We start from the raw sequence: 14162 nt of genomic DNA, 5'->3' as shown, positions 1-14162 counted from the left end.
GATTTTACCGGTGCTGCCACGCAATTTAAAGCCGTAATTGATCTTGGTGTTTATAGCCTGGTATCAAACTATCGGGATAACTTCACCGAGTCGAACGAAAACAACACTGAATCAATTTTTGAAGTGCAGTTTTCACGCGATGCGGGAGGTACCGATCTTGGTTGGGGTGGTGCCCCGACATCTACCTGGGGCCGTACGTCGGCAAGGGCTATTACATTTGCTCCCCGTAGTTTTGGATGGACAGATGTGCAGCCTACTTTTTCGGCATTAAATGAATACATGATAGAAAAAACGGTTAACGGCAATGTTGACCCAAGGGTTGATGCCACCATCTATTATAATAAACCAGGCGAAACGCTTTACGGGCACTTATTCTCAGATATTTACAAAAATAACCTGGCAGATTTAAATGATATATTTTGCCGTAAGTACGAGAATGGCGATACCCGTGCCGACGAATTTGACTGGCGCTCTGGCATTAATGAAAGGTTGATGAGATATGCTGATGTGCTGTTGATGTACGCTGAATGTTTAAACGAAACAGGGCAAATTGCACAGGCATATCCTTATATCCAAAAGGTACGCACACGTGCAAACTTACCCGACCTGGCGACCACAAAACCAGGCATGAACCAAACCCAGATGCGTGATCAGCTTGCTCATGAAAGGTTGCTTGAGTTTTGTTTGGAAGGCCATCGCTTTGACGATATCCGTCGCTGGGGCTGGTTACAGGATCCTGCAAAACTGGCTTTGTTGAAAACCAGGGATGTTGAGTTTAATACTTACCAGGCCGGCCGGGAATATTATCCTATCCCACAATCAGAAATTGATAACAATCCTGGTTTTAAGCAAAACGCTACTTATTAAGCAAAGTTAAACCTTATGCAGGGGCGCCCATTTTGCGCCCCTGCATAAAACTAAACAATTGAGATCAGGTTACAGCTGTGCTGTTTATTATAAACAGCGCAGCTTATTTAACTCTCCAAAAAAATTTTACGGTGATAAAAAAACTTTGCTACCTGGTTTGCCTGTGCCTCCTGTTACAACAACAGGCCAAAGCGCAGTTGGTAAATCAAAAGGAGGCCGTTGTTGATGTTACTATTGATGCAAGCCATAAGGGGCCGGTAATATCAAAGCTGGTGTACGGGCAGTTTATTGAATTGCTGTTTAATTATTTTGAAGGCGGCCTGTGGGCCGAGATGCTGGGCGACAGAAAATTCTTTTACCCGGTAAATTCAAACGGAAAATTAACACCTGGCAACTCGCGTAATTATTTAGGCAGATGGAAGCCGCTTGGCCCCGATGCGTTTGTAAAGATGGATAGCGCGAACGCATACACCGGCGAACATGCCGTTAAAGTTATTTTAGATGCTAACACGGCGCATGGCATACAACAGGCGGGGCTTACCTTTTTAAAAGACAAAGCTTATGCCGGTTACGTAATTGTTAAAGCAAAAAAAGGTACAATACTAAACATAGATATTGTTGCTGATGATAATTTAGGTAACCTGAACATGGCCCTTCCTGTTACAACCGGCGGGTTTCATAAATACCCTTTTAAATTTAGGGCAACCACAGGCAAAGCCACTTTTGAGGTATGGGCAAAGGGTAATGGTTTCTTTAATATTGGCGCGGTTTCTTTAATGCCTGCCGATAATATGCAAGGTTTCAGGGCCGATATTTTACGGGATTTAAAGTCAATGAATTTGGGCATCATCCGCTGGGGCGGTAATGCTTCATCCGGTTACGATTGGCGCAATGGTATTGGCGACAGGGACAAGCGCGCCCCCAAATATGATTACGCCTGGAGCGCCATGGAATCAAATGATGTGGGTACGGATGAATATATGGCCCTTTGCAAGTTACTGAATGTGGTGCCCTACATTGGCGTAAATGCTGGTTTTGGCGAGGCATATTCAGCTGCTCAATGGGTACAGTACGTCAATGGTGCTGCATCAACGGCAATGGGCAAGTTAAGGACGCAAAATGGGCATCCGCAGCCCTATAACGTAAAATGGTGGGGCATAGGAAACGAAATGTACGGCGAGTGGCAGCTGGGACATATGCCCATAAAATATTATGTGATTAAGCACGAGATTTTTGCCCGGGAAATGAAAAAGCAGGACCCATCAATTGTCCTGGTGGCATCGGGCGCGTCGCCATTTGAGATGGGCTCAACATCGGTATATGTTAGTCACCCCGAAATTGCGCATGTACCTTATAGCTATGGCTCGGAGCAGGATTGGTCGGGCAATTTGCTGGCCCACGATGCTAAGTACATGAATTTTATAGCCGAGCATTTGTACCCCATATCCGATTCGGCCTACAACGAAAACACACAACGGTTTGATCATGTAAGCGACTCGCTGCCGCAGCGCATCAGGCGGTTGCCCAACCGCATCAAAGGTGCGGCCGAAGCTTTTGAACAATACACAAAAACCATCCCTGAAGTAAAAAGCAGGAATATCCTGATGGCAATGGACGAATGGCGTATGAAGGACGGCTGGGGATTGGAAGACGCACTGGCAACCGCCGAAGGTTTTAATGAAATAGCCCGCCATACCGATATTATCAAAATGTCCGCCTATACATCAACAAGCGCGCCGCTGGGTTTGTTGTACAACGCAACAGCAAGCGCCATGCAGCCCAATGGCCTCACTATTAAACTATATGCCGATCATTTTGGCAGTATCCCGGTGATGGTAAGCGGCAACAACGATCAGCCCCAAATTGCCGGAACCACAGGTGCCGACAGGCCGGCAACATCATCCGGCAGTAGCACTTATCCTTTAGACATAATGGCAGCGTTAACAAACGATGGTAAAAAAATAACCATCGCGGTGGTTAACCCCACAAGGCAAACACAAACACTCAACATACAATATAAAAACATGAGTATTGCCGCTGATGGGCAAAAATGGGCTATAGTTGGTACAGATTTGAAGTCGATAAATATACCAGGCACTAAACCAGCTGTAAGTATTGTATCATCGGCAATTAAAAATGCCGGTCAGTCACTCAGCACCGAACCTTTAAGCGTAACTCTGTTCGAACTTAAAATTAAACAATAATAAAACCGGGAATAGCACGATGAAGAAACTAAAATACTTATGCGTAATAGCAGCCATGGCAACTATAGCGTTCTCCTGCTCAAAAAAGGGAACACCAACGCCTGCCAAAACGGATACCACAACCACACCTGTTACAACCGCTTTTGATATTAATTCCATAACAGATACCTATGCCGATATCTCGGCATTTATCTATTACCCCAAATGGACGGTATACAACGTGCACGATCCATCCATTAAAAAATTTGGCGATTATTATTATTGCTACAGTACCGATGTGGGTTTTGGGATAGATGTACGGTCGGGCCTGCAGATCCGCCGGTCAAAAGACCTCGTGAAATGGGAATATGTGGGCTGGGTATTTTCGTCATTACCGGCTTTAGGTTCGCAATACATTACCTCAAAGGGCGGCACACCATTTAATGCGTTATGGGCGCCTTATGTAATGAAGGTAGGTTCGGAGTACCGGCTTTATTATTCACTATCATCCGCGGTAGCGCGGTTAAGCGTTATCGGCATGGCAACAGCTACATCGCCTGACGGCCCCTGGACCGAGAAAGGCCTGGTGGTAACATCAGCAAACGATGCCACCATACAAACCAATGCCATCGATCCAACTGTAATTACTACCACCAGTGGCGAGCAATACATGTACTATGGATCGGCATGGGATGGTATTTATATTTTAAAGCTTAATGCCTCAACCGGTTTGGCGGCCTCGGCTGGTGATAAGGGTAAACGCATTGCCAACCGTGGTTTTACAGGTGGCAAATACAATGGCAATATTGAAGGCGCAGAAGTGATCTACAATGCCGATCTGAAAAAGTATTTCCTGTTCATCTCGTACGACTGGCTGCAAACCAAATATAACGTAAGGGTTGGCCGTGGCGATAGCCCAACGGGGCCTTTTTATGACTACAATGGGCACGATATTAATACCGATGAAGATCATGGGCCGATGATTTTGGCGCCGTACCAGTTTAGTAATCAAAGCGGCTGGCAGGGCACGGGGCATTGCGCTGTGTTTGATGATGGCAGCGGCCAGTATTTTATGGGTCACCAGGGCAGGCCGGGCATCAACTCCTACTTTATGGACCTGCATGTGCGCAAAATCTCCTGGACGCCCGATGGCTGGCCTGTAGTATCACCAGAGCGTTACGCCAATGTTGCCCAAGCCGCCATAGCCAATACGGATATTGCAGGTACTTATGAAAAAGTAACGCTTGGTTATCACGTAGTAGTAGGTTACGGTACAGAACAAACAAACCCGGATTTCCAGGTTTCAACCGCCTTTAAACTGGATGCTGCAGGTACCATAGACGGCAGCGCAACTGATACCTGGACCTATGCATCGCCATATATCACCCTTAAATACAGCACTGGAGCCACTTATAAACTGAAAGTTGAGCGCGAGCGCGACTGGGAAAATAAAATAACATCAACCTTAGTATTCACCGGGCTGGATAATACAGGGACGGCTATTTGGGGGAAGAAGAAGTAAGTGTGGAGATGAATTATAAAGATGTTGTCATTTTGACGAGGGACGAGGAGAAACCTTCGGCATCATGCTTCGAACGACATTGTTGAATACAGAGCGTTCAAGATGAAATAACAATTTAAACTACAAAAAAATAATTATTGTGAAAAACACACTTAATAATAATTTTTTGTAGTTTTAGCGTACCAATAAAACCAATGATGATCAGGAAAGCTTTTTTTACTTTTTGCAGCGCCGGCTTGCTCTTGTCGGCCCAGGCGCAAACGCCTAAGGTTTACACCATTCAGGCCGATAAAATAAAAACGCCTATACAGAAAACCATGTATGGTATCTTCTTTGAGGATATTAACCTGGCTGCCGATGGCGGTGTATACGCCGAACTGGTTAAAAACCGGTCGTTTGAGTTTAATATGCCGTTGATGGCGTGGACAACACATAAAAAAGATGGCGGCGATGGTCGTACAGAGGTGATAAACAGATCGGCAGAAAGGCCGGAGAACGCGCATTTTATCAAAACTTATATAGCATCAGATGCCGGTTCTTATGGCCTGGCAAACGAAGGTTTCCGTGGGATGGGTATTAGGGAAGGCGAGGAATACAGCTTTTCGTTAATGGCCAAACAGGAAGGGGATGCCAACGTAAAGCTGCACATCGAACTGCATGGCGATAATGATGCCATCATAGGTTCAGCTGATCTTACCCCGACTGATAAAGAATGGAACCGCTATAGCGTGAAATTTAAATCGTCGGCCACGGTTAAAAAAGGAAGCCTGTATGTTTGGCTGAGCGGCAAAGGCATTATCGATATGGATATGATCTCGCTGTTTCCTGAGCATACCTGGAAAAATCGTCCCGGTGGTTTACGTGCCGACCTGGTACAAAAACTGGCCGATATAAAACCGGGCTTCCTGCGTTTCCCCGGCGGTTGTATTGTTGAAGGCCGCGAGCTGGGCAACCGTTACCAATGGAAAAAGAGTATTGGCGATATTGATAAGCGTACCAATATCATTAACCGCTGGAACATGGAATTTAAGCATCGTCCTACGCCCGATTATTACCAGACTTTTGGCCTGGGCTTTATGGAATATTTTATGACCGCCGAAGATATTGGCGCCTCACCATTGCCTATTCTTAATTGTGGTATGGCCTGCGAGTTTAACACAGCCGAACTGGTACCAATGGATCAGCTTGATCCGTATATACAGGATGCTTTAGATCTTATTGAGTTTGCCAATGGCGATGCAAGCACCAAATGGGGCAAAATGCGTACCGATTTGGGTCACCCGGCGCCGTTTAATTTAAAAATGTTAGGCGTAGGTAACGAGCAATGGGGCCCGCAATATGTAGAGCGCTGGAAAGTGTTCACCAAAGCCATCAAAACAAAATATCCTAACGTGAAAATAGTATCAGCCTTAGGCCCATCACCCGATGGTAAGGAGTTTGACCTGCTGAACACTACCTTCCGCAGTTTAGGTGCCGATATTTTGGATGAGCATTACTACGCCGCCCCAAAATGGTTCCGCGATAATGCCAGGCGTTATGATAATTATGATCGTAAAGGTCCAAAGATCTTTGCCGGGGAATATGCAGCGCAGAGCGTATCTACGGTTAGTCCCGAAAATAAGAACAACTGGGAATGCGCCCTGGCCGAAGCCGCCTTTATGACCGGCCTGGAGCGTAATGCCGATGTGGTGAACATGGCCTCATACGCCCCGCTGTTTGCCCATGTTGAAGGCTGGCAATGGACGCCAAACCTCATCTGGTTTGATAACCTGAACAGCTACGCCACACCAAACTATTACGTGCAGCAACTATTTTCACTAAACAAAGGAACTGATGTAGTGCCGCTAACTCTCAACAATGATGTTGTTGCAGGTCAGGATGGTTGCTACGCCACTGCCAGTTTGGATAAAAATACCAATGAACTGGTCATCAAGTTTGTAAATACTGGTGCCACCGCACAAAGCGCAAGCTTTAAACTAAATGGCGGCAGCTACCAAAAACAGGCTAATGTTACAACGTTAAGCAGCGAAAAAGGCAATGCTGCAAACTCGTTGGAAAACCCTACAGCGGTAAGCCCGGTGCAAAGTACTATTGCGGTTAGCGGTAAATCTGTAAACGTGAACGTTGAGCCTTATGCATTGAAAGTGATCAGGCTGAAGAATAAGTAGGGGTAAAATACGATTCCCCAACCCCGTCATTGCTTCGTATCTCGCCGCAATGACGGGGTTTTTAAATACATATACCTTGAAAAAACTAACCATAGCTATCTTCCTGTTGATCTCCAGCATCACTACCAATGCACAGGATTTAAAAACCGATATTTCGGTACATGATCCCGTAATTATTAAGCAGGATAGTACCTATTATATTTTTTGTACGGGTATGGGCATAGCCATGTGGTCGTCGGCAGATAAAGTGCATTGGAAGCATGAGCAGCCGGTTTTTGCCGCCGCCCCGCAGTGGGCGGTTGATGCTATTCCCGGTTTTAAGGGTCATATCTGGGCGCCGGATATTTCATATCATGATGGTTTGTATTACCTGTACTATTCGGTGTCCGCCTTTGGTAAAAACACCTCGGCAATCGGGCTGGCTACCAATACTACCTTACACACTAACGAGGCAGCTTATAAATGGATAGATCACGGCAAAGTGATCCAATCTATCCCCGGCAAAACCAACTGGAATGCCATCGACCCTAATTTAATTACAGATGAGGATGGTACGCCCTACCTGGTTTTCGGCTCGTTTTGGGATGGCCTTAAGCTGGCTAAACTTAGTAATGACAGGCTTAGCGTTGCCGAAAATATTGACAACCTGCCAACTATTGCCACCCGCAAAAAAGACGCCGTTGAAAACCTGCCCGCAGTTGATGGTAACCCGGTTGATGCCGGCGGCAATGCTATTGAGGCGCCATTTATTTACAAACACGGCAAATACTTTTACTTGTTTGCTTCGATAGATTATTGTTGTAAAGGACCAAAAAGCACCTATAAAATGATCATCGGCAGATCAAAAGCCTTAAAGGGCCCATACCTGGATAAAACGGGCGCAGCCATGAGCAAAGGCGGCGGCACTGTTTTGCTGCAAGGTGATAAGGACTGGTACGGCGTAGGCCATAACGGCGTTGCGCGGTTTGATGGCGATGATTATATTGTTTACCATGTATATGATGCCGCAGATAGGGGAATCTCAAAATTGCAGCTAAAGAAATTGAAATGGATAGATGGGTGGCCGGTAATACAAGAGTTATAAAAATGATTTTGTCATGCTGAACGAAGTGAAGCATCTATTCGCCAACATGCATGGGAAGATGCACATCCCTCGTTCTTGGGGATCACAATTTAAAGACTGATAAAAAACAATGAAAATATCAAAATACCTCCTCACGTTAACAACAGCCCTGGGTTGCTTAACCTCAGCCCAGGCCGTGGTTATTAAACCAGATACCATCATCCACAGCACTGGTAACCCCATTATTCGCCATAAGTTTACTGCCGACCCGGCAGCTATGGTGTACAAAGGCCAGGTGTATTTATACACAGGGCATGATGAGGCAGCCACAGGTCACAACGGCTACGTAATGCACAACTGGACCTGCTTCACATCATCGGATATGGTAACCTGGACAGAACATCCATCCCCTCTAAATGTAAAAGATTTTGCATGGGCTAAAGCCGATGCATGGGCATCGCAGGTAATTGAGCGTAATGGTAAGTTTTACTGGTACGTAGCACTTGAGCATGGCACAATCCCCGGCAAGGCAATAGGGGTAGCAGTAAGTGATAGCCCTACCGGTCCGTTTAAAGATGCCCGTGGAACAGCTTTAGTTACCAACGATATGACCAAGGCCGTTAAACACTCCTGGGATGATATCGACCCATCGGTTATTATTGATAAGGATGGGCAGGCTTACCTGTTTTGGGGCAACGGCACTTGTTACTACGCCAAATTAAAATCCAACATGACCGAGCTTGACGGCCCTATTAAAACCATCACCCTGCCGCATTATACCGAGGCGCCTTGGATTCATGAGCGCGATGGCTGGTATTACCTGTCGTACGCATATGAATTCCCCGAGAAGATAGCCTACGCCATGAGCAGGAATATTAATGGTCCCTGGGTTTATAAGGGAATAATTAATGAGCTGGCAGGCAACTCCAACACCAACCACCAGGCCATTATAGATTTTAAGGGTAAAACCTATTTTATTTATCATAACGGTGCCTTAGCGGCAGATGCAGGCAGTTTCCACCGCTCGGTATGTATTGATTACCTGTATTATAATAAGGATGGAACAATTAAACGGKTGGTAATGACAAGCGAAGGGGTGAAGAAGGTAAAATAGTTACCCGTGAGGGGAAACCACTTTTGTTCAGTTAAAAGATTATCTGTTATATTATATGATTAAAACTATATTAGCTTTAATTTAATACAACAGATAATCTTTTGAAATACTCCCTGCTATTCATCCTGTTCATATTCTTCGCATCGGCAGCTGCCATGGCGAGGCCTGTAAATCCTGATACTGTAAAAACCGGGGTTTATATTACCAGCATTCATGATATAAATTTTAAGGATAAAGAATATACCATCGACCTTTGGCTCTGGCTAAAATACGAAAACAGGAAGTTTGATTTTTTGCAAAACCTGGAAGTACCGCAGGCAAAAACAGTTACCAAATCGTTTTCAACCATTGATTCAAGCGGCAGCAAGGTTTATATGTTGATGAAACTGCAATGCGTGATGAAAGACTCCTGGGCGATTGATAACTTTCCCTTCGACAGGCAAAAGCTGAGGTTTTCCATCGAGAATTCACAGTTTGATTCCCAGTCGCTTGTTTTTGCTGCCGATACATTGGGCAAACATTTTGATCCCCGTTTCACATTGAGAGGATGGCGCATTGATAGCCTTAGTATCACCACCGGGATTAAAGCCTATGAAACAAGTTTTGGCGATGAGAGCCTGGAAAAACCGCATACCGAATACAGCAATTTTAAAGTAAGGTTACAAATTGACAGGGACGCCATGGGTCTGTTCTGGAAAATGTTCCTGGGTATGTACGTCGCTTTCCTGATTGCTTACATGTGTTTTTATATCCATACGGACAGTATTGATTCGCGGTTTGGATTAAGCGTAGGCGCATTGTTTGCGGTTATTGGTAATAAGTATATCATTGATTCGGCGCTGCCGGAGTCTACCACGTTTACCCTGGTGGATACCCTGCACGGAATTACTTTGTTTTTTATCCTTACCACAATTATCTGCACTGCATATTCCCTCAGGCTGGTAAAACAAGAAAAAATAGCTAAGGCCAAAAAGTTCGACTTTATTTGCGGCCAGGTTTTGCTGGTAGTTTACCTGATATTGAATGCCTGGTTTATTTATAAAGCGAACGGGCAATAACCAGTTTTTTAAATATCAGGCTGCAACCTCTTTTAGTTCATATGTTTTTGCGCGCAGTATAGGCAGCAGCTCATCGGTTTTTTGCTGGGTTTGAAAATGGCAGGGTGATATAGGTTTGCCAATGCGCACACGCAATACCATTCCCTTTTTGTTAAAAAGTTCGGCAGGTAGCATGGCTGTTTGCAGGGCCGGGTGTATATAGCGCAGCAAACTAAAGCCTATCCCGTTATCGCCGTGAAAATAAATGGGGAGTACAGGTACTCCGGCTTTTGCAATAAGTTTCCCAACAACGGGGTGCCATTGCCTGTCGGTAACCTGCCTGGTTTTAAAATCAAAAGCAGAAACCTCCCCGGCGGGGAAAATAGCAACAGGGGTGCCACTGCGAAGTTTGGACAAGGTGTTTTTTAGTCCGCTGATGCTGGAGTTATCTTTAACAGTTTCAAAAGGGTTAACAGCAATGATATAGTCAGCCAGGTTTGGTACCCGCTTTAACAGGAAGTTCCCCATAAATAAAGTATCGGTCCTGGATGCAACCAGTAAATTGAGCAAGGCCAGCGATTCAACAGCGCCATAAGGATGATTAGCTACTGCAATAAAAGCGCCCGAAGCCGGGATCCTGGCCAGATCCTCTTCATCAACCTGGATAGTTATACCCAAAAAATTAAGCACGAAACGGGTAAAATCAACACCTTTTAAAATGCCGGCCTGCTGCATCATACTATTAAATGCATCAATTTTCATCAGCTTCATTAAAAGCGCAGCTAAACCGGGCAGCCTTTTAGTTCCTGTAGCTTTTATAACATCATTTTTGCTGATTATTGCCATTTGGCAAAAATAAGGTTATGGTGTAAAGGAATAGTCCTGTTGTTGTTATGCTTTGTACTGCCACGTTAATTTTTCACAGCGATTCAATTCGGCATATTACCATTTTGTTAAATTATCCACCTGGGTTATTATTACCAAAAAGTGCATTTAACTTTGCGCCGGTCATTGAGATCATTGCGTAGGGCGCTGGCCGGCAGCATATGAAAGGTTCGAGCCCTTTCCCTACATCTGTTTTAATCAAACCAATTATGGAAGCGATAAATTATCCCTTAGTAATAGCCATAACACTTGTGCTGGCTGCATTGGTGATATGGCTCATCCGCAGGAATCAAAAGGATGAAAAGGAGTATGAAAAAGATAGTAACAAATCAGAAATGAAGCCGGAAAAAGGGGAGCATAAAAAACCTCGTATCTAGTTAGTTTTACATTTCATATGCAAAGAAGATCAGCATTAAAAAATATTGGCGGCCTGTTACTGGCGCCAACCCTGGGTTTTGGTAACATCATTGATCCTAAAAAAAATGTGCTCAGGATAGCGCATTTGACCGATGTACATCTTAAAAACAAGTTTGATGCTCCCGCCAAATTTGTTAAATGCCTGCACCATTTGCAGCAGCAAAACCCAAAACCAGACCTGATCCTGAATGGCGGGGATATTGTTTTTGATATGAACAAGGAAAACATCGGCACCATTAACGATCAATGGCGGCTGATGAACGATGTGATGAAAGGCGAAAGCAGCATTCCCGTGCATTATTGCCTGGGCAACCACGATATATGGTGGAACGAAAACAATAAAGGCCAGGCTATTTACGGCAAACAATACTCCATGGACCAGCTAAAGCTTTCAAAGCCTTACAACAGTTTTACCAAAGGCGGCTGGAAATTTATTTTGCTTGATAGTGTACACCTTGATATTGACGGAACCTGGTACATTGGTAAACTGGGCGATGAGCAGTTTGCCTGGCTGGAGAATGAATTGAAAACCACCGACCCCGCAATGCCGGTACTGGTGATGTCGCATATTCCTATCCTGAGCGCTATGCTGATGGTACAGGATGATATTATCAACAAATGGGAAATACTGGGCGGCGATATGCATACCGATACAGCAAAAATCATTCGCTTGTTTTACCAGCATCCCAATGTTAAATTATGTTTGAGCGGCCATATCCACCTAAGGGATAAGGTGGTTTATAATAATGTTGCCTACATCTGTAACGGGGCTGTAAGCGGTGCATGGTGGGAAGGCAACCTGCGCGAAACCGCACCGGGCTATGGGCTTATAGATCTTTACAGTGATGGAACGTTTGAGGAGCAATATGTGAATTACCTGGGGTAGAAGGAAACAGATATGCCATGAAGGTTAATGTATTCCGGACGTTATAAATTAAAATAGATCTGAATGTGGCCCTATTCTTACCAACTCAGTCTCACGACCTCATTCTTAGTAAAGCCCGTCCCTGCCCAATAATTAAATCTTCTGTATCGCGCAAATGCTCATTTCCCTCCGTGTTACAAAACCCAGCCTTTCATAAACCTTAATAGCATTTGCATTATTGTAAAGCACATGAAGGAATGGAATACCATTATCAGCTTTAATTAACCGCGGCTGGTGCTGTATTAATTGGCTGGCGTAACCTTTGCCAAGGTGATCCGGGTGGTTACAAACCGCGCTAACCTCCATGTAGGGCAAAGGCTGTAAACGCCGCCCGGCCATGGCTACCAATTGATGGTCATTAAAAATGCCGTAATAATTCCCAAAATCTATAGTACGACTAAAGAACGGACCGGGGTTGGTTAGTTTGGTAAGCGCCAGCATGGCGGGTATATGCTCATCTCGTAAAGGTATGAGTTCCGCGCCGGCTACTGCCTGTGGTGCCGGGTTGTTGTATACCATTTGCAAGGCCCTCATTTGCTGAATGATTTTCCATTGTTTGGGGATCTCCATCTCTTCCGGATTAAAAACAGCCACCGTTGTTTGAGGCGGCAGGAGGTTATAAAGGGTATCGAAGTTCCCTGGCGTATTTTCTGCCATGCCTGCAAAAGGGGAAACATCTTTTATGAAATATTTAACCTGCTGAACACCTGCCGAAAGGTTTTTATTACCAGATGTTAAAGCATTCCAGGCGGGGTTATCAAGTGGGTGTTGCATGTAAGTGTTTAAATATTCAAATTTTGTTTGGCTAAAATTATGAAAAATACCAAATGGCATTAAAGTAAACCACTTTAGTTTTTATCGATCCCGAAAATTCCGATTGTTTACGTGAAACAGGCAGGTTTTAAGTAGTACCTGTATTTTAAGAGATATACAAATTTCGGCCGGGCATTAAAGTATAATTTCATAGATGAAATAATAATTTCAGTAATTGAGATATAGTTATAATAAGTGAGATACTGGTGTAAATATTTGAGATATTAGTATAAACCCCTCTGTTTTTTTGCAATTATATTTGGTTATCAACAACCAAGTTTTATTACCTAAAAATCATTTATGAAAAAATTATCTTGTATGCTGTTAATTACAGTATTATTTAGTGCATGTAAAAAAAATAACGATGCGCCTGCGTCAACAAATGCACGGGTTGAAGCCAACTGGTCGTCATCTGCCCAGTACGCTTCATGGCAAAACGGTGGTTATACCGTATACAACAATATTTGGGGCAGTGGTGCGGGAGCACAAAACATTTGGGCCAACTCTTACAGTAACTGGGGCATATGGGCCAACCATCCCAATACCGGTGGTATCAAATCCTATCCAAACTCTACCAGGTACGTGGGTGTGGTACTCAGTAGCCTTAACAGTTGTACCAGCAGTTTCAATGCAACTACGCCATCCGGTGGTGCATGGGAATCGGCATACGATATTTGGGATAGTACCAATGCTAATGAAACCATGTTATGGATGAATTACACCGGCAATACCGACGGCAGCGGAAATGTTAAACCTATTTCATATAATTGGAATGCCGCTGGTAACCCAATACCCGTATACACCAATTTAAGTGTTGGAGGCCAAACCTGGAATATATTCAGGGGTAACAATGGCAGCAATAACGTTTACTCTTTTTTAAGAACCACCAAAACAAATTCAACTACGGTTGATATTAAGGCCATCCAAAACTGGATAAAAAACCAGGGTTGGTTTGGTAATGTCACCTTAGGAAATGTACAGTTTGGTTTTGAGATCACCTCCTCATACGGCACTAATGGCTCCGGATTGAATTTTACTACCAACAGTTATTCTGTTAGCTATAACTAACAGCTATAACCATAAACACTTCAGGTGTTTTATGCTATGTTATTTAAAACCGCCAAATAATTATACCTGGTAACGGGTATGATTATTTGGCGCTGTATGT

General features: G+C 44.3%; 12 protein-coding genes. 10 read left to right on the top strand and 2 right to left on the bottom strand.

The genetic code is table 11. The annotated features are described in order from the left end of the window. The 7 genes from AC1DPZ_RS12865 to AC1DPZ_RS12835 form a co-directional block, all read left to right on the top strand. Positions 1-867: RagB/SusD family nutrient uptake outer membrane protein (locus AC1DPZ_RS12865; protein WP_477403904.1), on the top strand; the 867-nt coding region annotated here is incomplete at its 5' end. A 131-nt stretch (positions 868-998) separates the two neighbouring features. Then, a complete protein-coding gene (locus AC1DPZ_RS12860; RefSeq protein WP_477403902.1) occupies positions 999-3071 on the top strand; it encodes a hypothetical protein in 2073 nt (690 codons plus the stop codon). Between the two features lie 19 nt (positions 3072-3090). Then, positions 3091-4572, top strand: a complete 1482-nt coding sequence (locus tag AC1DPZ_RS12855; protein ID WP_477403900.1) for a family 43 glycosylhydrolase — start codon at positions 3091-3093, stop codon at positions 4570-4572. A gap of 194 nt (positions 4573-4766) precedes the next feature. After that, entirely contained in the window at positions 4767-6740 is a 1974-nt protein-coding gene (locus tag AC1DPZ_RS12850; RefSeq protein WP_477403898.1) for an alpha-L-arabinofuranosidase C-terminal domain-containing protein, read from the top strand. 76 nt (positions 6741-6816) lie between these two features. Further along, positions 6817-7824 carry a family 43 glycosylhydrolase gene (locus tag AC1DPZ_RS12845; protein ID WP_477403896.1) on the top strand — a complete coding sequence of 336 codons (1008 nt, stop codon included), beginning with the start codon at positions 6817-6819 and terminating at the stop codon, positions 7822-7824. 109 nt (positions 7825-7933) lie between these two features. Next, a complete protein-coding gene (locus AC1DPZ_RS12840) occupies positions 7934-8917 on the top strand; it encodes a glycoside hydrolase family 43 protein (RefSeq protein ID WP_477403894.1) in 984 nt (327 codons plus the stop codon). A 101-nt stretch (positions 8918-9018) separates the two neighbouring features. After that, on the top strand, positions 9019-9975 hold the full coding sequence (locus AC1DPZ_RS12835; RefSeq protein ID WP_477403892.1) for a ligand-gated ion channel: 957 nt from the start codon (positions 9019-9021) through the stop codon (positions 9973-9975). Between the two features lie 15 nt (positions 9976-9990). Here the strand turns inward: AC1DPZ_RS12835 and AC1DPZ_RS12830 are convergent, their stop codons facing one another. Beyond that, positions 9991-10800: a lysophospholipid acyltransferase family protein gene (locus AC1DPZ_RS12830; protein ID WP_477403890.1), complete on the bottom strand. Its 810-nt coding sequence runs from the start codon at positions 10798-10800 to the stop codon at positions 9991-9993. A 248-nt stretch (positions 10801-11048) separates the two neighbouring features. Here AC1DPZ_RS12830 and AC1DPZ_RS12825 point away from each other — a divergent pair, with 248 nt between their 5' ends. Both AC1DPZ_RS12825 and AC1DPZ_RS12820 read left to right on the top strand, forming a co-directional pair. Further along, positions 11049-11216 (top strand): hypothetical protein, encoded by a 168-nt coding sequence (locus AC1DPZ_RS12825; protein WP_477403888.1) that lies wholly within the window; start codon positions 11049-11051, stop codon positions 11214-11216. 17 nt (positions 11217-11233) lie between these two features. Continuing rightward, positions 11234-12142: a metallophosphoesterase family protein gene (locus AC1DPZ_RS12820; RefSeq protein ID WP_477403886.1), complete on the top strand. Its 909-nt coding sequence runs from the start codon at positions 11234-11236 to the stop codon at positions 12140-12142. A 132-nt stretch (positions 12143-12274) separates the two neighbouring features. Here the strand turns inward: AC1DPZ_RS12820 and AC1DPZ_RS12815 are convergent, their stop codons facing one another. After that, positions 12275-12955, bottom strand: coding sequence for a GNAT family N-acetyltransferase (locus AC1DPZ_RS12815; RefSeq protein WP_477403884.1), 681 nt, complete (start codon positions 12953-12955; stop codon positions 12275-12277). 339 nt (positions 12956-13294) lie between these two features. Between AC1DPZ_RS12815 and AC1DPZ_RS12810 the strand changes: the two genes are divergently transcribed. Then, entirely contained in the window at positions 13295-14062 is a 768-nt protein-coding gene (locus AC1DPZ_RS12810) for a GH12 family glycosyl hydrolase domain-containing protein (protein ID WP_477403882.1), read from the top strand. Positions 14063-14162: the final 100 nt, after the last annotated feature.

It is taken from the genome of Mucilaginibacter sp. P4_G9, from assembly GCF_056400985.1.
This window is presented reverse-complemented; position numbering and strand designations above follow the sequence as displayed.

What these genes read in the sequence shown, in the direction of transcription:
- AC1DPZ_RS12855 (WP_477403900.1), top strand. Translation starts at nt 3,091, where the DNA reads ATGAAGAAACTAAAATACTTATGCGTAATAGCAGCCATGGCAACTATA.
- AC1DPZ_RS12850 (WP_477403898.1), top strand. Translation starts at nt 4,767, where the DNA reads ATGATGATCAGGAAAGCTTTTTTTACTTTTTGCAGCGCCGGCTTGCTC.
- AC1DPZ_RS12830 (WP_477403890.1), bottom strand. Translation starts at nt 10,800, where the DNA reads ATGGCAATAATCAGCAAAAATGATGTTATAAAAGCTACAGGAACTAAA.
- AC1DPZ_RS12825 (WP_477403888.1), top strand. Translation starts at nt 11,049, where the DNA reads ATGGAAGCGATAAATTATCCCTTAGTAATAGCCATAACACTTGTGCTG.
- AC1DPZ_RS12820 (WP_477403886.1), top strand. Translation starts at nt 11,234, where the DNA reads ATGCAAAGAAGATCAGCATTAAAAAATATTGGCGGCCTGTTACTGGCG.
- AC1DPZ_RS12815 (WP_477403884.1), bottom strand. Translation starts at nt 12,955, where the DNA reads ATGCAACACCCACTTGATAACCCCGCCTGGAATGCTTTAACATCTGGT.
- AC1DPZ_RS12810 (WP_477403882.1), top strand. Translation starts at nt 13,295, where the DNA reads ATGAAAAAATTATCTTGTATGCTGTTAATTACAGTATTATTTAGTGCA.